The sequence below is a fragment of the Phytoactinopolyspora halophila genome, from assembly GCF_003287285.1.
GTDB lineage: Bacteria > Actinomycetota > Actinomycetes > Jiangellales > Jiangellaceae > Phytoactinopolyspora_A > Phytoactinopolyspora_A halophila.
Map to the genome: position 1 here is coordinate 116,647 of NZ_QMIG01000011.1, position 18,845 is coordinate 135,491.

An 18,845-nucleotide genomic window follows, 5' to 3' on the forward strand; every position below is an offset into this window, starting at 1 on the left:
ATCGGCGCGAGCGTCAGAGCGCGAGCAGCGACATGCTGCTGCGAGCGAGCACCGTACCGTAGGGCGCGTCGAGCCGCTGCCACGAGCCGACCGAACGCACGACCACCTGGCCGTCGCCATCCACGAACTCCCCGCCCAGGAAGCTGTACGACGATGCTGCGTGGGCCAGCCGCAGGGGCACGCCAGCGGCCAGCTCCTCGTTCCAGATCTGGGTGGCGAGCCCTTCGAGGGTCGCCCGTGCCGCCCGCGCGTCCTGGCCTTCGGTCTCTTCGGGTGCGCGCCGGCGGAACTCGGCCACGCCCGCGTCGACCTTGGCCCGCACCTCCGACAGCGGCAGGCGGGCCAGCTCCGACCAGCCCGAACGCGGCGGCAAGCTGGTCGTCCAGCGCAGTGCCGGTAGCGCCGGCGGCAGGTCGAGCTCGCCCGCGGCGCCGACCGCGCGCGCGGCCAGCGTCGAGGCCTCGACCACCTCGTCGATCTCCACCGGCTCGGCCAGCCGCACGGCGCGCATGGCCAGGGCATCGAACGGGGTACCGGCGAAGCATCCGACGACGGTGCCCGTCCCGACGATGCGCATCACCGCCTCGGCTTCGAACTTGGCGACCCGCTGCGCGAAGGTCGCCAGATCGGCGGCGGCACCCGGCTGCGCGGGAACGAGAACGGTCATCATTGGACCCCATGGAACGGTTCGAGGGCGGCTCGCTCCGGCGGGCTGACCGGGCGCGGACGGGCTTCCTGCAGGTCGTAGGCGACCAGGGCCGACGTGGCGCGGGCGTAGACGCGCTCGGCGTCGCGGATCGCGTAGGCGAGATCGAACGAGGATTCGCCCAGCCGGGTCACCCAGACCTCCACCTGAAGCCGCGCACCCGCCGTCACCGGCGCGAGATAGTCGATGTGCTGCCCCGCGACCACCGAGCCGGCGTGTCCCGCCAACCCGCCCGGGAAGTGCCGGGCGACGAAATCGATCCGCGCCTCCTGGATGTACTCCGCGAACGTGACGTTGTTGACGTGGCCATAGGAATCGAGGTCGTCGAAGCGCACGGCGCACTCGTACTGGTGAACCTTGCCCTCCGGGCGCGGCGGCCCGCTCCGCCCGTCCGGTTCCTCGCCGCCCGGCGCACGATCGCGGTCCCGCGTGGCACCGGCGCTGCCACGCCCGGCACGCGGGACCGGCCCGTCCGGCTGGAGATGGCGTTCGAGTACCGCCTTCTCCTCCTCCCCGAGCCGTCTCGGACGTCCCACCGAGAGGTCGTACGGGACGAGCGTCGTGGACGCCAGCGCGTAGATCTCCCCTGACTCGTCGGCGTCGACGATCTCATAGCCCAAGGTGAACGTCGAGTTCTGCATCTCGCGCAGCCAGGTCTCGACCCGCACCGCGCCGGGCCGGAACCGCAACGGCGCGAGGTAGTCGATCTCGTGGCGGGCAACCACCACGCCCTCGGCGAGCCCGGCGGCGCCCCGCCGGGCTGCCTGCACGAACAGCATCTCCACGCGCGCTTCCTGAAGATAGCGCAGGAAGACCGCATTGTTGACGTGACCGTAGGCGTCCATGTCGGCCCACCGCATCGGCACGTGCGCGACGTGTCGCGGCGTGCTCGGGTCCATCTGCAACGATCGCTCCTCCGGAGCCGGGTCCGCCGGTCGACGGCCGGACGTCTCTCACCGATTCAAGCTATCGGACAGGAGCAGCTCCGTCTAAACGCGGCGTACCGCGACCAGCTCGCGCAACCATTGCCGGGTCCGCGGTTCGGAGACGGCCAGCACGAGGATGAGGATGGCACCCCAGGCGAACTCCTTCGCGAAGTTCGCGCCCTCGGCACCGGCCAGGGCCATGTTCAAGCCCGTGGAGACCTGCTGCATCACGGCCATCGCCACCGGCACGGCAAGCAGCCGGCCGACACCCCCGTACGGGCTCACCCCGGCCAGCACGGCGACGAGGATGGCCAGGATCAGGTAAGACGAGCCGAAACCCACCGAGATCGAATCGGTCCGCGACAGCGTGACCAGGCCGGCCAGGGCGGACAGGGAACCGCTGATGAGGTACGCGGAGACCTGTACCCGCTCGACCGGTAGGCGCGCGTACCGGCTGACCTTCTCGGACGCCCCCACGGTGTAGACCCGGAACCCCCAGCGGGTGGAGCGAGTCGCCACGGTCAGCGCCACGGCCGCCAGCACGAGCACCAGCAACACGAGCGGGACACCCGCGACAAGTATCGCGCCCACGCTGGCGAACTCGCCGGCCGCGAACACGGTGGAGCCCCCGGTCACACCCGTGGCCACGCCCGTGAACAGCGTCATCGTCCCAAGCGTCACCACGATCGGGGAAACCCGCAGCAACGACACCAACAAGCCGTTGACCGCTCCGGCCACGAGCCCGACACCGAGCGCGCAGCCGGTCGCGACGACCAGCGCGGTGCCGCCCATCTCCGGCGCCAGCGCCGTCATGACCTTGGCGGCAACGATCCCCGACAGGTTCGCCACCGCCACGATGGACAGGTCGATCCCGCCGATGAGCATGGCACACGCCACGGCGAGCGCCAGCAGGCCGATCTCGGACATCTGGAACGCCATCGAGGTGAGGTTGCGCGCCGTGGGATAGGCATCCGGCCGCAACGCGGTGAGGAGCACGAACTCGATGATCAGGATGGCGAGCAGGAGAAGCATGTGGTAGCGGTCGCGCCGCCGGTTCGGGTCGCGCAGCCCGCGCTGCCGGGATTCGGCCGGCTCCGTCGGCGGATCGCTCGGCTCGTGCCGCTTCACCGGTTGGACATCGCTCATGCCGCTGCCACCACCCCTCGTTGCCGGGCCATCCGTCGCCGCCGGATCGCCGGTGTCGCGACGCCGAGCAGCAGGAACACGCCGACGAACACCTGTTTCCACTCGGTCGGGATGCCGACGAGCACCAGGCTGGAATCGACGAGTGTCACGAGCAGGACCCCGAACATCGTGCCGAGGACCGTGCCGCGCCCGCCCGCGATCGACGCCCCACCGAGGATGACCGCGGCGAGCACGGTCAGCTCCGAACCGACGATGGTGAACGGGTCGGCCGCGCGGATGAGGCTGGCCGACATGAGCCCGGCGATGCCGGCGAGACCTCCGGACACGGCGAACACGGACAACCGCACCGGAACGATCGGAACTCCCAGGCGCCGCGCCGCGTCTTCGTTGCCGCCCAGCGTGTAGACGGCACGGCCCCAGCCGGTGTAGCGCAACGCGAGCGCCAGCGCCACGGCGAGCGTCACCAGGACGACGACCCCGACGTGCAGCGGGGCCCGGGTGCCACCGGAGGATTGCAGCACGAAGACCGAGGCCCGTCCGAGCTCGGCCATCTGCGCCGGCAGATCCATCAGCCGATCGGTGCCGACGAAGGCGAGCAGGGCGCCCCGGTAGAGGGTGAGCGTCCCCAGCGTGACGATCAGCGTCGGTAGCCGGAAAAGCGACACGAGCGCGCCGTTGACCAGGCCGAGCGCCGCTCCCAGCACCGCCGAGATGAGAAACGCCACGATGACGGGCCCGTCGTATCCGATCTCGGTCAGCGTCACGACCGTCACGTACATCGAGGCGACGGCCGTAGCGGAGACGGAGACGTCGACACCTCCCGCGATCAGCACCACGAGAAGCCCGAGCGCCATGATGCCGATGACGATCATGCTCCGCAGGATGCTGAACAGGTGACCGGCGCCGAGGAACGCGGGCGCGGCGATCGCGAAGCCGATGACCAGCGCGCAGATGGCCGCGGCGAGGATCGCCTCGTGCCGGCCGAGGGCCTCGGAGAACCGTTGTTTCACGCCGCGACCTCCTCGTGCGTGATCGTCTGCCAGATGGTCTCCTCGTTCAGCTCCGGAGCCGGCCAGCTCCCGATCACGCGACCATCGCGCACGACGACGATCTCGTCGCAGACGTCCAGCAGCTCGCCGGGCTCGTCAGAGATCATCAGGATCGCGACCCCCCGATCGGCCGTGTCACGGATCAGCTCGTGCAGTTCGGCGCGCGAGCCGACATCCACGCCGACAGTCGGATTGCTGAGGATGATCGCTTCCGGGTCCGGGGCCAGGGCCCGGGCCAGCAGCACGCGTTGCTGGTTGCCACCGGACAACGTGCCGGCCGGGTCGTCGACGTCGTCCACCTTGATACGCAGCGCCTGCCGCCATCGTCGTGCGACCTCCCGGATCCGGCCACGGTTCAGCAGCCCCGCGTTCCCGCTCACCTCCTGCAGGTCGTTCACGACGACGTTGTTGGCGACGGACCACTCCAGCACGAGTCCCTCGGTAAGCCGATCCTCGGGAACGTACTGGAGCAGCGGCAGATCCCGGGCGTTGCGCACCGGCTCTCCGTGCGCGTACAGCTGCCCCGTGTCGAGCGGCAACAGGCCGGACATCGCCAGACCGATCTCGGTCCGGCCGGAACCGACGATGCCGGCCAGGCCGACGACGCGCCCCTCGTGCAGCGCCACGTCGACGTCGCTGAATTGGCCCGACAGCGACCCGCCGCGCAGCTCCACCACGGGGGTGGTATCCGGCGCCTCACGAACCGCGCGTCGTTGCCGCTCGACGGTGTCACCGGTCATCAGCACCGTGATCCGTTCGGCATCGAAGTCCGCCGCAGGCCCGCTGGCCACCACATGGCCGTCGCGCAGCACCGTGACCTCGTCGGCGATGTCGGTCACCTCGCGCAACTTGTGGGTGATGAAGACGAAGGCCAGGCCCTCCGCACGGAGCTCGTCCACGAGCCCGAGCAGCCGATCGATCTCGTCCTGGGTCAGCGCTGCCGTGGGCTCGTCCATGAGGATGATGCGCCCTTCGGTCGCCACCGCTCGCGCGATGGCGACCAGCTGGCGTTCGGCCACCGACAGCCGTTCGACCGCAACGGCGGGGTCGACTCGCAATCCGACGCGTTGCAAGGCCTGCTCGACGCGGCGGCGGTACGCCCGAGGGTGGTAGCGGCGTAAGAGCCCCGATGCCGCCGGGACGGCCAAGTTCTCGGCGACCGACAGGTTGGGGAACAGCGCGAGATCCTGATAGATCACGCGCACCCCCTCGGCAACGCTGTCACGGGCGCTGACCTGAGCGACGTCCGAACGATCGCCGATGGTCAACGTCCCGGCATCCGGGCGCTCGGAACCGGCGAAGATCTTGGTCAACGTCGACTTGCCGGAACCGTTCTCCCCCACGAGGCAGTGCACCGTCCCGGCACGGACCGCCAGATCGACATCGTCGAGGGCCTGGACGGTGCCGTACCGCTTGGAGACACCCCGGGCCGCGAGAACCGGTGGCGCGTTCACCGCGGAACTAGAAGTCGTACTCGTCGACATTGTCCGCGTCCACGTCGATCCAGGCGTCGTTACCGTAGATCACCGAACCGTCGACCTCGATCGAGTCGTAGCCCTCGGCTCCGAGGTCGGCGCCGGAACTGATCTCCTCACCGGCCCGGATCCGCCGGGCGACCTCGTTCATCGCGTAGCCCGCCGCTCCGGGATCCCAGCCGCTCATCAAGTCCACGGCGCCGGTCTCCAGCAAGTCTTTGACGTTCGACGGCACGCTGGTGCCCACCACGGCGATGTCGTCGGTGAGTCCCGCTTCTTCGATCGCCTGTCCGGCCCCGACGATGTCCACGGCGGACGAGCCCTGGATACCCTTCAGGTCGGGATAGGTGGAGAGCAGCTCCCGGGTGCGTTCGTACGCGGTCTGCGTGTCATCGCTGGTCTCGACGTAGTCACCGACGAACGTCATGTCCGGGTAGTTTTCCTCCTGGTGCTTCTGGGCAGCCTCGACCCAGGCCATGTGGGTGGCGGAGGTGAGCGAGCCGACCATGAGCGCGTACTCGCCTTCCTCATCCATACGCTCGGCGAGCTCGTCCATCAGGTGCGCGCCGTACTCCTCGTTGCGGAACGGCTCGACGTCGTACTCGGTGTTTTCCAGCTCGGGAGCTTCATGCGTCACCACGGTGATGCCGGCATCTTGCGCGCGACCGAGCACGGATTCCACCGCGTCGGGCTGGAACGGCACGACGGCGAGCACATCCACGCCCTGGGCGATGATGTCCTCGATGACCTGGACCTGCTGAGCCGAGTCCGCCTGGGCCGGCCCCTGCTGGAATGCGTTGACGTCGTAGTCCTCATCGAACGACTCGACGCCGGTGGCCATGCGGTCGAACCAGGCAACCCCCTCCAGCTTCACGACCGTGGCATAGTCCTCGTCGCCCGAGGACTGCTCCGCCTCCTCCGGAGAATCCTCGGGGCTGTCGTTGGTGACCTCGTCGTCGGCCGTGCTGCACCCGGCAGCCAGCATGAAGGGGACGACGACCGTTGCGGTGATCCCAGTCCATCGTGTGCGCCGCATCACAGTTCTCCCTCGGTATATGTTCAAATATGTTTGAAACTAACTCTGAAAATGAGTGATTCGCAAGCTACAGATGTACGTTGCGGGACAATCGTGGCCGAGTCGAAATGAAATGTGTTCCCGCACGGCCACGAGCAACGGGCGATGATGGCATCCATACGCCGAGAGCTCCGGCGTGCAGAAGGGGAGGATGTTGCGTGAAGACGGAACGGCATCGGGCGATCATCGAACGACTCGACACCGGCGGTGATGTCAGCGTCGCCGAACTCGTCGAGATGTTCGACGTTTCCGAGATGACCATCCGGCGGGATCTGTTCGAGCTCGAACGCACCGGCGTACTCCGGCGTGTCCACGGCGGCGCCACACCCGTGGGTGGCCGCGCGTACGAACCACCCTTTCGCGTCCGCGAAGGTCAGCAACCGGACCGCAAACAGGCCATCGCCACCGCAGCCGCCGGTCTGGTGACACACGGTGACGCGATCGGCTTGGACGTCGGCTCGACGGTGCTGATGATGGCGGACTCGCTCGCGTCGGTACGCCAGCTCACCATCGTCACGGCGAGCCTGCGCGTGGCGTGGGCCGTCGCGTCGTCTCACGCGCTCGAACAGTCGGCTCGGCTGATCGTCACGGGCGGCGTGGTGCGGGCCGAAGAGCTCTCCATGACGGGACAGGCCGCCGCGGACCGGTTCCGTTCGATGCGCCTGGACAAGGCGTTCGTCGGCGTCGGAGGGCTGTCTCCGGCGGTCGGCGCGACCGAGTTCAACCTCGAAGATGCCGAGGTCAAGAAGGTGATGATCCGTTCCGCCCGGAAGGTGATCGTGCTGGCGGACACCAGCAAGCTGGGCAACGAGAGCTTCGCCCATGTCGCGGCCGTCGACGACATCGATGTCCTCGTCACGGATGCCGCCGCCGACCATCCGGCTGTCGTCGAGTTCGAGCGCGCTGGCGTCGAAGTCGTCACGGCCCGGCCCTCCCGGTCGTGACGGCGCTGGCCAGGGCCACCAGCCCTCATGGCCATAGCTCGGGCTGCACGGTCCCGTTCTCGATCAGGGATACGCCATCCACGACGAGGCTGCCCGGACCCGAGCGCGAGTCGTGCCGCAGATCCTTGACGATGTCCCAGTGCAGCGTGGATTGATTGATCCCGCCGCATTCGGGATAGCCGCGCCCGAGCGCGATGTGCACCGTGCCCAGCACTTTCTCGTCGAAGAACAGGTCTCCGGTGAGCGTCGTCATCGCCGCGTTCACACCGATCCCGAGCTCGCCGACGTACCGGGCACCCGGATCGGTCGCGAGGAGGGCGCGAGCCAGCCCTTCCCCCTCGTCAGCGTGGACGTCGACGACGGCGCCCTGCTCGAACGTGAGCCGCAGACCCTCGACGGCCCGCCCGGCGAAGTAGAACCGTTCGGGGAACGTGATGTAGCCGGTGACGCTCTCCTCCACCGGTGCCGTGGCGATCTCGCCGTCGGGCAGGTTAGCCTCGCCCGCGAACACCACCCATGTGCGTTCGCTCACCCCCAGCTCCAGGTCGGTGTCAGGGCCGGTAATCCGCATGGTCCCCGCACGCCCCAGGCGCTCGGCAAGCCCACGCCACGTGTGCCGCGCCGCTGGCCAGTCCCGCAGGCATCCGGCGAAGAACTCGTCGAACAGTGCCGCCTCGTCGATCCCGGTGAATCTCGCCCATTCGGCGGTCGGAACCCGCACGACGGCCCACCGCGTCTCCGACCACCGCAACGCGGAGATCGCCCCCTTGGCTCGACGCTGCGTGGCCACCCGATCGTCGTCCATGTTCGGGGAGGCGGGAGGCAGCATGCCCCGGAACGACACGTGCACGTCGGACCACCGCAACGCCTCGGCTTCGAGGTCGGGCACGCGAGCGAGCTGCGCCGCATCGGCGTGTTCGAGCGCGCTGCGGTCGAACCGCTCGTCGGTGAGCAGGACCTGGGGAAACGCACCACGCCGGTACACCTCCGCCACGAATGCGTCCACGGCGGTGACCGAACCGGCATCGGTGAGAAACACGCTGACGGCGTCTCCGGCCTGCGTGCCCGTGCCGTCGGCGATCGTCCGGGCGAGTTCCGCCCACTGGTGTCGGCTCATGTGCTCTCTCCGCGGGCAATGTCGTGCATGAGATGCCGGGTGGACTGGTAAAGATCCGTGGACCGGCGGTACAAGTCGTCGTACGTGGAGCGCAGCGTCCGATCCGGTTCGACCGTGCGCTCAACACGCACCCAGCGCTCGATGGCCTGCCGGTCTTCCAGCAGGCCGACGCCGTACGCGGCCAGCGCCGCGTCCCCGAACGACGCACCGGATCCCGCCGCGATCTCCTGGCGCTGCCCGCTGATATCGGAGACGGCACGCGTCCAGACGTCGTTACGGGTCCCGCCACCGACCGCGCGGATGACGGTGGGAGCAGCTCCCTGCGCGGCGTAGGTCTCCACGATCGCCCGGATCCCGCAGGCAATGCCCTCGAGGATGGCCCGGTAGAGATCGCCTCGCGTGTGTGACAGGGTCAAGCCGAGAACCGTCCCGCACGCGTCCGGATCGTTGATCGGTGTCCGTTCCCCGCTGAAGTACGGCAACAGCACGAGACCCCGCGCGCCCGGCGGCGAGTCCGCCGCCTCGGCGGCCAGCTGCTCGAACGACGCGGCACGGGTTTCCTCCGCCGCCGCGGGATCGAGCACGCGGAGAAACCACTGCGTCAAGCTCCCCGCAGTGGCGGTGCCGCCCGCGAGAACGTAGCTGCCCGGGAACACGTAGGGAGCGGAGTACAGCGTGTCACTCGGGATAGCGCGGTCGAGCATCTCGATGACGAAGATGCTCGATCCATACATGAGCATCATGCGTCCCGGTTCGGTGACGCCACAGCTGATCGCCTCCGCCGGGGCGTCGGTGGTGCCGGTGATGACCGGGACGCCGGAGGGCAGCCCGGTCTCGCGCGCCGCCTCGGGTGTGACGTGCCCGGCCACCTCGTAGGCCCACGCGATGTCGGGAAGGCGATCGGGAGTGACCACGTCTTCGCATCCGGCGACGTTCCACACGCCGTCGTGGAGGTCGTAGAACGGGTGAAAGTAGCCGGCCGTGCCGTGGTCGATGACCCAGCGACCGGTGAGCCGGCCCACGAGGTAGGTCTGCGAGGTGACGAAGCAGGCCGCCCGGCGATAGACGTCGGGCTCGTTGTCCCGCAACCATGCGATCTTGGGTCCGGCCGACTGCGCCGACAGGACGTTGCCGCTGCGTTCCGTGATCTGCTGGGTGCCGAGAGTGCGTTCCATCGCGGCGATCTGTGACGTCGCACGGGTGTCGACGCCATACAGGATGGCCGGGCGCAGCGGCGAGCCGGCAGCATCCACCGGCAGCACGCACGGACCGATGCCGCTGCAACCGACCGCCGAGATCGCTCCCGGGTCGACCAGGTCCGTGGCGAGCAGCTCCTGGATCACCGCAACCGTTCCGGACCACCAGACGTCGTCGGCGTCGTGCTCGGCCCACCCGGGCCGGGGCACGCTCAGCCGGTGCGCCCGCGCCGCTCGCGCGATGACCTGCCCCTGAGCGTCGACCGCGACGCCCTTGGTCTCGTACGTGCCAACGTCTACGCCGATGACGACCTGATCTGTCATGCCTCGACCGTAGCCTCCTCGCGCAACCGGTGAACCTCGCTCATCAGCAACCGCACGCGCTCGGGGTCGACGGAGTTCTCGAAGACGCCGTCTCGTTTGAAGAACGTGCCCACCACCGCAGCGTCGGCCACAGAGAGCGCCTGCGCGGCGTTGTTCGCCCGCACCCCCGTGTTCACCACCACGGGAGTGTCCCCGGCGGCCGCCTTCACAGCGCTCAAGGCCGAGTCGTCGGTAGCCGCGCCGGCCGTCAGGCCCGACACGCAGATGGCGTCCGGGCGGGCGTTGAAGACGGTGGATCGCGTGAGGTCGGCGAGATCACGGTCGGACAGGTAGGTGGCTCCTTCGGGCACGATGTTGAACATGAGCCGGACGTCGTCCCCGCTCACCGCACGACGATGCCGCGCGGTGGCACCGACGTTGGTGTCCCACAGGCCGAAGTCACTCGCGTACACGCCGGTGAAGATCTCCCGGACGAACCCGGCACCCGTGGCCACTGCCACATCGATCGAGGCCGTAGCGTCCCAGAGCACGTTGACCCCGAACGGGACGCGTATCTCGTCCCGGATCTCCCCGATCACCCGCGCCATGGTGATCGCGGTGATCGGTTCGGTCTTGGTCAGATACGGCAAGCTGAACTCGTTCGAGATCATTATGCCGTCTACTCCCCCCGCTTGCAGTGCGGAGAGCTCGCGACGCGCGTGCTCGATCACTGCTGCGAGACCTTCTCGAGCATCGTATGCCGGATCTCCAGGCAGCGCCGGTAGGTGACACATGCCGATGATCGGCTTGGACACACCGAAGGTCTCTTCGAGCCAGCTCACGTTCGTACCTCCATGATGCTCAGAATGTTTAGCTCTGTTCGAATATAACATCATGAATGTGCGACTGATCTGTGGGAGGGATGTGCGCCACGGAGAAGCGGCGGCACCTCCAGTGCGAGTGGCCCTGCCGTACCCAGGTTCATCCCGGCCAGCGGGGAACAGAGACGAGGGGATCCGAAGACATCAGCCCCCATCACGACGAGCAGCGCAACAACCCACCACGATGATCAGCACCTCCGCGCATATCATCTGGCCGACCTACCTACCGCTCGCTCCGATCATCCGCAGCAGCGCGAAATCCCGGCCTCGTTCGGGTGATCGGTGTGGACTTTCAGCCGGGCTGCGGGGAAATACGGTCGTGATAGCGGCCAATTCTCCGCACACAAGGCGCGGAAACTCCACACCGATCCCTCAGAGCTGCTCCATCGCGTGGCGCTGGGCGCGAGTCCGGTGCTCGGGCCGGTAGCCGGACCGGTAGCCGGGTCCGGTGCTGGCCCTGTGCCGCACGGAGCCCCGCGACTCCCCGGGCGCATCACGCCCGGTCCGCGGTTGACCGCCGCGTGTGAGCTGGTGTGGGACCCAGGAGCATGCTCGTATCTGACCTGGTGTAGGACCCGAAGCGCGCTATCTGACTTGGCGTGGGACCCGGGAGCGTACTCGTATCTGACCTGGTTTAGGACCCGGACCGTACTATCTGACCCGCATGGCGCCGGACGCCGCGGACGCTCGGGGTCGTGAAGTCAGGAGTGCGGCGATGGTACGAGAGACACCAGAGATGCCGCGCACGCGCGGAGTTAGATGCCGCGCACGCGCGGATTTGGTTGTTGAGGCTCCGGTCACGCGGTGATCGTCACGCGCCGGCTCGCGGCAGGCGCAGCGGACGTGGAGAACTCCAGGTTGCCGGCCGGCGACGAGCGCCTACGGCAGATGTTCGCCGTAGGCGAGCCGTGGTGATCAGTCGCGCATTAGGCGGTGATCAGTCGCGGGTGAGCTTGCGGTAGGTCACCCGATGCGGGCGAGCCGCGTCCTGGCCCAGCCGCTCGATCTTGTTCTTCTCGTAGGAATCGAAGTTCCCTTCGAACCAGAACCACTTGGCCGGATCCTCGTCATCGCCCTCCCAGGCGAGGATGTGCGTGGCGACGCGGTCCAGGAACCACCGATCGTGCGACGTGATCACCGCACATCCCGGGAAATCGAGCAGCGCGTTCTCCAGCGACTGCAACGTTTCCACATCGAGGTCGTTCGTCGGCTCGTCGAGCAGGATCACGTTCCCGCCCTGTTTGAGCGTGAGCGCCAGGTTGAGCCGGTTGCGTTCACCGCCGGAGAGCACACCTGCGGGCTTTTGCTGATCGGGTCCCTTGAAACCGAACGCCGCGACGTAGGCCCGACTCGGCATCTCGACCTGACCGACCCGAATGTGATCGAGCTCGTCGGAGACGACCTGCCACACCGTCTTGGACGAGTCGATACCGGCACGAGTCTGGTCCACGTAGGACAGCCGGACACTGTCACCGACTTCGAGCTTGCCACTGTCCGGCGTCTGGGCACCGACGATCATCTGGAACAGCGTGGTCTTACCGACACCGTTCGGGCCGATGACGCCGACAATGCCGTTACGCGGCAGCATGAAGGACAGATCGCGCATCAACGGGCGATCGTCGAAACCCTTGGTCAGCCCGGATGCCTCGACGACGACGTTGCCCAGCCGCGGGCCAGGCGGAATCTGGATCTCCTCGAAATCGAGCTTGCGCGCCTTCTCCGCCTCGGCAGCCATCTCCTCGTAGCGGTTCAACCGCGCCCGCTGCTTCGTCTGGCGGCCCTTGGCATTGGAGCGAACCCATTCAAGCTCGTCCTTCATCCGCTTCTGCCGCTTGGCGTCCTTCTGGCCCTCGACCTTCAACCGCGCGGCCTTGTTCTCCAGGTAGGTGGTGTAGTTGCCCTGGTAACCGTGGACCTGGCCGCGGTCGACCTCGGCGATCCACTCGGCCACGTGGTCGAGGAAATAGCGGTCGTGTGTGACGGCGACGACGGTGCCGGCGTATTTCTCCAGGTGCTGCTCTAGCCACTGGACGCTCTCGGCGTCGAGGTGGTTGGTGGGCTCGTCGAGCAGCAACAGGTCCGGCTGCTCGAGGAGCAGCTTGCACAATGCGACGCGCCGGCGCTCACCGCCGGAGAGTACCGACACCTCGGCATCTCCGGGCGGGCAGCGCAAGGCGTCCATCGCCTGGTCGAGCTGCGAGTCGAGATCCCACGCATTGCGGTGGTCGAGCTTTTCTTGCAGCTTGCCCATCTCGGCGAGCAGCTCGTCGGAGTAGTCGGTCGCCATCTTCTCGGCGATCTCGTTGAACCGGGCGAGCATCTGCTTGGTTTCGGCCACGCCTTCTTCGACGTTGCCCAGCACCGTCTTCTGCTCGTTCAGCGCCGGCTCCTGGGGCAGGAAACCGACCGTGTAGCCGGGCGTGAGGTAGGCATCGCCGTTGGACACCTGGTCCACGCCCGCCATCACCTTGAGCATGCTGGACTTACCCGCGCCGTTCGGCCCCACCACGCCGATCTTGGCTCCGGGTAGGAACGACAACGTGACGTCGTCGAGGATGACTTTATCGCCGTGCGCCTTGCGCGCCTTGCGCATCACATAGATGAATTCCGCCATAGCGTCACCAAGCCTACGACCTCGCCGGTGATTCCCCTAAACCGCGAGCCGATCCCGGTCCGCGACATGTTCCATGGAATGCTCGACCCCGCCGTCGACGTCGCCGACATCATCGTCGTCGTCCTCGGCTACACGGGGAACGCCGGTGTCGGCGGCGTCGTCGATCTCACCGGTAGCGTGATCGACACACCGCTCCCCGCCGCCGTACATGTACCCGCTGACCGCCTGTTTGATCTCCTCTGCTTCCGGCCCGGCCTGGCCGTGGCGGGTGCCCTTGGTGAACGCCGACGAACCCCAGAACAGGTCGTGCCCGATCGAACTGGCGCTGATCTCCAGCGAGTAGCGCAACGCGTTCTGATCGTCCCGCCATTCCCGTACCCGGCTCCTGCCATACACCACGATGGGATCCCCGACCTTCAATGACGCGGCGACGTTGCGAGCCAGATGGGGCTGCCAGCAAATAATGGTGAAGTACGACGTCTCCGCTTCCACCCACTGGTTGTTCCGGGAGTCGTAGTACCGCTCGTTACACGCGAGCCGGAAGTGGCACCACGGCTCCTGGGTCTCCCGCTTCACCTCCTTGCGCACATTCGTCACGACGGTTCCGGACACGGTCGTGGTTGCGGCGGTCATCACATTCCTCCTGCGCTCGTAGCCGTCAGAGCTGACAACTACGACGGTCGCCGTTGTGACGCCTTCCCGAAAGACCGGTGACGCGAAATGTGGACGACACGCGGGTCGATCCGTCCCTGTGGACGGCCCGTCCAGGAGCTAGGCCGCCGCTTCCTCCAGCGCTTCCCGAAAGGTGTGGTATTGATCGAGCTCGGCTCTGAGCGGATCGACCACGACCTCGTCCGCGACGTCGGCGATCACCTCTCGTAACCGTTCCTCGGCCTGCACGGCCCGTGCTGCACGCGCTCGCCGGGCATGCGCGAGCCGGACGCCCACGAGAACCAGACCGACCGCACCGCCGCACACGAACAGCACGATCGACAACGGGAAACCAGCCACGTCCAGCTGGGGAAGCTGGCCCCACCCGATCTCGAATCGCTCCTCGATCCGGCGTGCGAGCGCCCAGAGCCCCCCGAGAAGGCCGGCCACCAGCCCGAACCACTGCACCACACCGGACAGCCGCCACCAGAAGCCACCCCGGTTCGAGCCGAGATCGACGGCTCGCAACGCGTCGTCCAGGGCATCCGGGGCGCGCGCTGCCGCCTCGTCCGCGATGGCCCGGAACGAGCCTCCCCAACCACCGGAAAGCGAACCGGCCGCGAGTGGTCCCACGTCCCGCACGGCCGACTCAACCGTGGCGCGCTCGACGGGGGCTGGTCGGGGCGGTTCGGCCCGCGGCCGGAGATACGCACGGCCCACCGTGGCCGAAAGCTCCTCGACACCTGCCGCCTGCGCCATGGCATCGATCAGCTCAATTCGCGTGGCCTCATCGACCACACCCGCATCGCGCGAGGCCAGGGCACTGACCATCCGGCCCGCGACGCGCCGGGTGTCCGCCTCGATCCGCTCGCCCGCCGCACGTCGCTTCGCCACGACATCACGCAAGATGCGCAACAGAGCGTCGATACCCTCGCCGGTAGCCGCCGACACCGGAAGCAGCGGCGCCGCCGACAACCCGTCGTCGTCCAGCAGCTGCCGCAGATCCTCTGCACACGCCTGCGCATCGTCTGGGTCGAGCCGGTCAATCTGGTTCAGCACGATCAGCGTCACGTCGGAGTGCGGTTCCAGCGAACGCAGATATCGGTCGTGGATGGCCGCATCGGCGTACTTCTGGGGATCCATCACCCACACGAACAGGTCCACCAGTTCGACCATGCGATCGACCGTCTGCCGGTGTTCCGCCTCGGTGGAATCGTGGTCGGGCAGATCGAGCAGAATCAGCCCGTCGAGCTCGTCGTTCGCTCCCGAATCGAGGGCGCTCTCCTTGGCGACCCGATTGCGTTCCGGAACCTCAAGCCAATCCAGAAGAGCCTCGGCCCCTTCGGCACGCCACACGCAGGCAAGCGGCTGCGACGTCGTCGGCCTGCGCACGCCGACCCGCGCGACGTCGATCCCGGAGATCACATTGAACAACGACGACTTGCCGCCTCCGGTGGATCCCGCCAGCGCCACCACCGTGTGGTCGAGGGAAAGTTCCATCCGATCTCCGGCACGCTGCAGGACAGTTCGCGCCTCGGTGACGGACGGGTCGAAGAAGCGCCCGGAACCAGCCTCCAGCGCCTTGGCCAGCGCGGCCAAGCGGGTCGTCATCCCCGGGCCTCCCACGCGCCGCGTACCTCACCGACCGCGTCGAGCAGATCTGCTCGCGTGGCCTCGTCGAACACGTCCTCGTCTGCCTCCGTCACGGCCTTCGTCACCCGCCAGATCACGCTGTCGACCGCGCCGTCAACTGTCCGCATGATGGCAGCTCGGCGCGCTTCCTCCGCTGCCAGATCCGCGACCCAGTCGGCAACCGGCTGGATCGCCTCGGGCGGCACCATTCCCGAACTGTCCAGTTCACACTCTTCCACGATGAACAACGGTGCCTCTCCGAGGGATCGATCAGCCAGCATCTCACCGAGATGAGCGCGGATCTCGCTGACGGCGCCGGATGGTACCCGATTGATCACCACGGCGACGAAGACGCGTCGCTCGGCGCCCTGCAGGAGCAGCTCCCACGGCACGGCGTCGGCGTAGCGCGCGGCCGTCGTCACGAACAACCACGCGTCCGCGCCGGTGAGCGCCTCGATCGCTCCCGAACCGCTAAGTCCGCGCGCCACGTCGAGCGATGGCGTGTCCAGCAGTGAAAGCCCCCGGGGCACTCCCTGTGCGGAGCGTCCGTCAAACACGGTGTAATCGCCGCCGAACCACACGGCGTCGGCGGGATGATAGACGTGCACGGGCATACGCGTGGTGGGCCGCAGGACGCCAGAACTCGAGACGATCTGCCCGGCAAGGGCGTTCACCAGCGTCGACTTTCCCGACCCGGTCGCGCCAGCGAGAGCGACTTGCAGTGGCGCCTGCATCCGCTTCAGCCGCACCAGCAGGTAATGATCGAGCAATGTCTCGACCTCGTCCAGGGCACGCCCAGTGTCTGCGGCGCTCGCGGAGTGAAACGGGAACTCAAGCTCACCCAGCAGGCGGCGCACGACACTCAGGGACTCGTACAGGTCGGAGCTGGTTTGTTGCGCCACATGGACATGGTGGCACTAACGCCGCGATGGGCAAGGGCAAGACACGAAAAGACAACGATCATCTTCCGCGAGCTCCCGCAACCACCGCCACCCTCCCACCAGAAATGATCATGTTTGGTACGTTTCCTCGGGCCGTACTATGCCTGTAGACGTGTTACGGCCCGAGAGAACCTAGTATCGCTCGAGGAGCACCCAGTGAGCACACCCCAGATCGGGAAGCTGGCGATGGAACCGGCGAAGGACCGGCCCGACCTGCTCGCCGCGCCCGTGCGAGCAGCACTGGCACAGCATCCCGACCTGACGGCGCACGTAGCCGAGATCGATCCGGAGCTCGCCGACACAGCCGAGTTTTGCCGGGCCTACGACGTGCCCCTGGATGCCTCCGCCAATTGCGTCGTCGTCTCTGGCAAACGCGGAGGTGAAACGCGGATTGCGGCCTGCATGGTGCTGGCGACGATGAGAGCCGACGTCAACAACACGGTCCGGCGGCAGCTCGACGTCCGCAAGGCCTCATTCCTGCCGATGGACGACGCCGTCGCCGCGACCGGCATGGAATACGGCGGGATCACGCCACTCGGGCTCCCCGACGAGTGGCCCATCCTCGTGGACCCTGCCGTCGCAGATCTGGCACACGCCGTCATCGGCAGCGGTGTGCGACGCTCCAAACTTGCTGTTGCCGGTGCCGATCTGGCGGCCTGGCCCGGCGCCATAGTCGTCGACGGCCTGGGAAAGTAGCGAGCGCCCGCAGTGACCTCACACGGCGCCTCCAGCAGGATTCGAACCTGCGACCTACTGCTTAGAAGGCAGCTGCTCTATCCACTGAGCTATGGAGGCCGGTCCGGTGCACGATCTCGTTCTCCGAGATCCCTACCATTCTGCTCGTGCGCACTCTACAACGATAGCCCGCACGAAGGGATCGCCCACCACACCACCCGCTCGATCTGGTAGGAAACAGCCATGGTGCCCCGACGGCGCGCTGCTGGACACGGTCGCCGGTCGGCGCACGACACGCCGACGCCGACCGGCCCGTCCCTGGCCGAGATCACGATATACGGCCTACTCGCCGCAGCAGTCGCTGCCGGACTGCTCCTTCTCGACGGCCGACCGTGGCCCCTGGCAGCGGCGGTTCTCGGTGGCACCGCCGGGTTGCTGGCGGTTCTGGCTCTCACCTCCTCCAAGATCCACCCGAAACGTGAGCAGGCAGAGCGACGCCGACGGCGGCGGCGCTGAACGGGTGCGACCCGCCTGACCACGAGAGCACGCGGCCAGGCAGACCAGCCGTACCGGTCGGGCACCCGCGCCCCTCGCGTAAGGTGGGCGCCGTGAACAACGATCGACTGGTGTGGATCGACTGCGAGATGACCGGTCTCGACCTGGACCGCGACGCGCTGATCGAAGTGGCGGTCCTGGTCACTGACGGCGAGCTCACCGTGCTCGGTGACGGTGTCGACGCCGTCATCCGTCCCCCGGACGAAGCGATCGAGCAGATGGACGACATCGTCCGCGAGATGCACACCACCAGCGGCCTGCTCGACAAGCTGCATGGTGGGATCACGCTCGACGAAGCACGCGAGCGCACACTCGATTACGTGAAGGCATACGTTCCCGAGCCGGCCAAGGCCCCCCTGGCAGGAAACACCGTGCACATGGACCGGCTCTTCTTGGCGCGCGACCTTCCCGAGCTGGAGAACTGGCTGCACTACCGCAACGTCGACGTCTCCTCGATCAAGGAACTTGTCCGGCGCTGGTATCCGCGAGTTTACTTCGCGAGCCCGGAGAAGACGGGAAACCATCGTGCGCTCGGCGACATCGTCGACTCCATCAACGAGCTGCGCTACTACCGCCAGACCGTCTTTGTCCCGCTCCCAGGTCCGGACAGCGAGACCTCCCGCCAGGCCGCTGCCTCCATTTCGGAGCCTTCCGGGCCACCGGCTGACGACGAGACGGTATCCGCGTGACGAACACCCACCCCGACCCCGTATACTGATGTGCAGTCGTGCTCGCACGTACGTGCGGCACCGCTTGGTGGCTGTAGCTCAGCAGGTAGAGCACCTGGTTGTGGTCCAGGAAGTCGCGGGTTCAAATCCCGTCAGTCACCCCACAGATGTCTCGAGAGGCTCGGAGACATCGAACCGGGTCTTCGGATCTCAGCGGGGAGGCCATCCTGGGTCTTCGGATCTCAGCGGGGAGGCCATCCTTCGGGGTGGCCTTCTTTGTGTGTGCGTGGC

Annotated in this window: 17 protein-coding genes and 2 tRNA genes; 5 read left to right on the plus strand and 14 right to left on the minus strand. The window is 67.4% G+C overall.

The window, feature by feature from the left end; translation table 11 throughout:
- Positions 1 to 13 precede the first annotated feature (13 nt).
- From DPM12_RS12540 to DPM12_RS12565, 6 genes are all read right to left on the minus strand, one after another.
- Entirely contained in the window at positions 14 to 670 is a 657-nt protein-coding gene (locus tag DPM12_RS12540; RefSeq protein WP_164465277.1) for a DUF8185 domain-containing protein, read from the minus strand.
- Positions 667 to 1,605 carry an acyl-CoA thioesterase gene (locus tag DPM12_RS12545; RefSeq protein ID WP_112258662.1) on the minus strand — a complete coding sequence of 313 codons (939 nt, stop codon included), beginning with the start codon at positions 1,603 to 1,605 and terminating at the stop codon, positions 667 to 669. The genes DPM12_RS12540 and DPM12_RS12545 overlap by 4 nt, the downstream gene beginning before the upstream one ends.
- 90 nt (positions 1,606 to 1,695) lie before the next feature.
- The gene (locus tag DPM12_RS12550; RefSeq protein ID WP_112258663.1) at positions 1,696 to 2,778 is read right to left on the minus strand and encodes an ABC transporter permease; all 1,083 of its coding nucleotides are present in this window, start codon (positions 2,776 to 2,778) and stop codon (positions 1,696 to 1,698) included.
- Positions 2,775 to 3,788 (minus strand): ABC transporter permease, encoded by a 1,014-nt coding sequence (locus tag DPM12_RS12555; RefSeq protein ID WP_112258664.1) that lies wholly within the window; start codon positions 3,786 to 3,788, stop codon positions 2,775 to 2,777. The genes DPM12_RS12550 and DPM12_RS12555 overlap by 4 nt, the downstream gene beginning before the upstream one ends.
- Positions 3,785 to 5,281, minus strand: coding sequence for a sugar ABC transporter ATP-binding protein (locus DPM12_RS12560; protein ID WP_158542879.1), 1,497 nt, complete (start codon positions 5,279 to 5,281; stop codon positions 3,785 to 3,787). The genes DPM12_RS12555 and DPM12_RS12560 overlap by 4 nt, the downstream gene beginning before the upstream one ends.
- A 7-nt stretch (positions 5,282 to 5,288) precedes the next feature.
- A complete protein-coding gene (locus tag DPM12_RS12565; protein WP_112258666.1) occupies positions 5,289 to 6,338 on the minus strand; it encodes an autoinducer 2 ABC transporter substrate-binding protein in 1,050 nt (349 codons plus the stop codon).
- A gap of 197 nt (positions 6,339 to 6,535) precedes the next feature.
- On the opposite strand from DPM12_RS12565, the gene DPM12_RS12570 reads away from it, so the two are divergent.
- The gene (locus DPM12_RS12570) at positions 6,536 to 7,321 is read left to right on the plus strand and encodes a DeoR/GlpR family DNA-binding transcription regulator (protein ID WP_164465276.1); all 786 of its coding nucleotides are present in this window, start codon (positions 6,536 to 6,538) and stop codon (positions 7,319 to 7,321) included.
- Positions 7,322 to 7,346: 25 nt separating this feature from the next.
- On the opposite strand, the gene DPM12_RS12575 is transcribed toward DPM12_RS12570, so the two are convergent.
- The 7 genes from DPM12_RS12575 to DPM12_RS12605 form a co-directional block, all read right to left on the minus strand.
- Positions 7,347 to 8,438: an aminopeptidase gene (locus DPM12_RS12575; protein WP_112258668.1), complete on the minus strand. Its 1,092-nt coding sequence runs from the start codon at positions 8,436 to 8,438 to the stop codon at positions 7,347 to 7,349.
- Positions 8,435 to 9,958 (minus strand): FGGY-family carbohydrate kinase, encoded by a 1,524-nt coding sequence (locus tag DPM12_RS12580; RefSeq protein ID WP_112258669.1) that lies wholly within the window; start codon positions 9,956 to 9,958, stop codon positions 8,435 to 8,437. The genes DPM12_RS12575 and DPM12_RS12580 overlap by 4 nt, the downstream gene beginning before the upstream one ends.
- On the minus strand, positions 9,955 to 10,779 hold the full coding sequence (locus DPM12_RS12585; RefSeq protein ID WP_123788390.1) for a BtpA/SgcQ family protein: 825 nt from the start codon (positions 10,777 to 10,779) through the stop codon (positions 9,955 to 9,957). Before DPM12_RS12585 ends, DPM12_RS12580 begins: the two co-directional genes overlap by 4 nt.
- A gap of 976 nt (positions 10,780 to 11,755) precedes the next feature.
- The gene (ettA, locus tag DPM12_RS12590) at positions 11,756 to 13,432 is read right to left on the minus strand and encodes an energy-dependent translational throttle protein EttA (protein ID WP_112258670.1); all 1,677 of its coding nucleotides are present in this window, start codon (positions 13,430 to 13,432) and stop codon (positions 11,756 to 11,758) included.
- A 36-nt stretch (positions 13,433 to 13,468) separates the two neighbouring features.
- A complete protein-coding gene (locus DPM12_RS12595; RefSeq protein WP_112258671.1) occupies positions 13,469 to 14,065 on the minus strand; it encodes a single-stranded DNA-binding protein in 597 nt (198 codons plus the stop codon).
- Between the two features lie 138 nt (positions 14,066 to 14,203).
- Positions 14,204 to 15,694, minus strand: a complete 1,491-nt coding sequence (locus DPM12_RS12600; protein ID WP_112258672.1) for a GTPase family protein — start codon at positions 15,692 to 15,694, stop codon at positions 14,204 to 14,206.
- Positions 15,691 to 16,617, minus strand: coding sequence for a GTPase (locus DPM12_RS12605; protein ID WP_112258673.1), 927 nt, complete (start codon positions 16,615 to 16,617; stop codon positions 15,691 to 15,693). The genes DPM12_RS12600 and DPM12_RS12605 overlap by 4 nt, the downstream gene beginning before the upstream one ends.
- A 225-nt stretch (positions 16,618 to 16,842) precedes the next feature.
- Here DPM12_RS12605 and DPM12_RS12610 point away from each other — a divergent pair, with 225 nt between their 5' ends.
- Positions 16,843 to 17,352 (plus strand): YbaK/EbsC family protein, encoded by a 510-nt coding sequence (locus DPM12_RS12610; RefSeq protein WP_112258692.1) that lies wholly within the window; start codon positions 16,843 to 16,845, stop codon positions 17,350 to 17,352.
- A gap of 26 nt (positions 17,353 to 17,378) precedes the next feature.
- On the opposite strand, the gene DPM12_RS12615 is transcribed toward DPM12_RS12610, so the two are convergent.
- Positions 17,379 to 17,451, minus strand: a tRNA-Arg gene (locus tag DPM12_RS12615).
- Positions 17,452 to 17,574: 123 nt separating this feature from the next.
- Here DPM12_RS12615 and DPM12_RS12620 point away from each other — a divergent pair.
- The 3 genes from DPM12_RS12620 (at position 17,575) to DPM12_RS12630 (ending at position 18,718) form a co-directional block, all read left to right on the plus strand.
- The gene (locus DPM12_RS12620; RefSeq protein ID WP_112258674.1) at positions 17,575 to 17,847 is read left to right on the plus strand and encodes a hypothetical protein; all 273 of its coding nucleotides are present in this window, start codon (positions 17,575 to 17,577) and stop codon (positions 17,845 to 17,847) included.
- A 128-nt stretch (positions 17,848 to 17,975) separates the two neighbouring features.
- On the plus strand, positions 17,976 to 18,575 hold the full coding sequence (orn, locus tag DPM12_RS12625; protein WP_425467592.1) for an oligoribonuclease: 600 nt from the start codon (positions 17,976 to 17,978) through the stop codon (positions 18,573 to 18,575).
- A 67-nt stretch (positions 18,576 to 18,642) separates the two neighbouring features.
- Positions 18,643 to 18,718, plus strand: a tRNA-His gene (locus tag DPM12_RS12630).
- The last annotated feature ends 127 nt before the right edge of the window (positions 18,719 to 18,845 follow it).

Excerpts from the sequence above, each read along its gene's own strand:
- DPM12_RS12540 (WP_164465277.1), bottom strand. The coding sequence starts at position 670 with ATGATGACCGTTCTCGTTCCCGCGCAGCCGGGTGCCGCCGCCGATCTG.
- DPM12_RS12545 (WP_112258662.1), bottom strand. The coding sequence starts at position 1,605 with ATGGACCCGAGCACGCCGCGACACGTCGCGCACGTGCCGATGCGGTGG.
- DPM12_RS12550 (WP_112258663.1), bottom strand. The coding sequence starts at position 2,778 with ATGAGCGATGTCCAACCGGTGAAGCGGCACGAGCCGAGCGATCCGCCG.
- DPM12_RS12565 (WP_112258666.1), bottom strand. The coding sequence starts at position 6,338 with ATGCGGCGCACACGATGGACTGGGATCACCGCAACGGTCGTCGTCCCC.
- DPM12_RS12575 (WP_112258668.1), bottom strand. The coding sequence starts at position 8,438 with ATGAGCCGACACCAGTGGGCGGAACTCGCCCGGACGATCGCCGACGGC.
- DPM12_RS12580 (WP_112258669.1), bottom strand. The coding sequence starts at position 9,958 with ATGACAGATCAGGTCGTCATCGGCGTAGACGTTGGCACGTACGAGACC.
- ettA (WP_112258670.1), bottom strand. The coding sequence starts at position 13,432 with ATGGCGGAATTCATCTATGTGATGCGCAAGGCGCGCAAGGCGCACGGC.
- DPM12_RS12595 (WP_112258671.1), bottom strand. The coding sequence starts at position 14,065 with ATGACCGCCGCAACCACGACCGTGTCCGGAACCGTCGTGACGAATGTG.
- DPM12_RS12600 (WP_112258672.1), bottom strand. The coding sequence starts at position 15,694 with ATGACGACCCGCTTGGCCGCGCTGGCCAAGGCGCTGGAGGCTGGTTCC.
- DPM12_RS12610 (WP_112258692.1), top strand. The coding sequence starts at position 16,843 with ATGGAACCGGCGAAGGACCGGCCCGACCTGCTCGCCGCGCCCGTGCGA.
- DPM12_RS12620 (WP_112258674.1), top strand. The coding sequence starts at position 17,575 with ATGGTGCCCCGACGGCGCGCTGCTGGACACGGTCGCCGGTCGGCGCAC.
- orn (WP_425467592.1), top strand. The coding sequence starts at position 17,976 with ATGACCGGTCTCGACCTGGACCGCGACGCGCTGATCGAAGTGGCGGTC.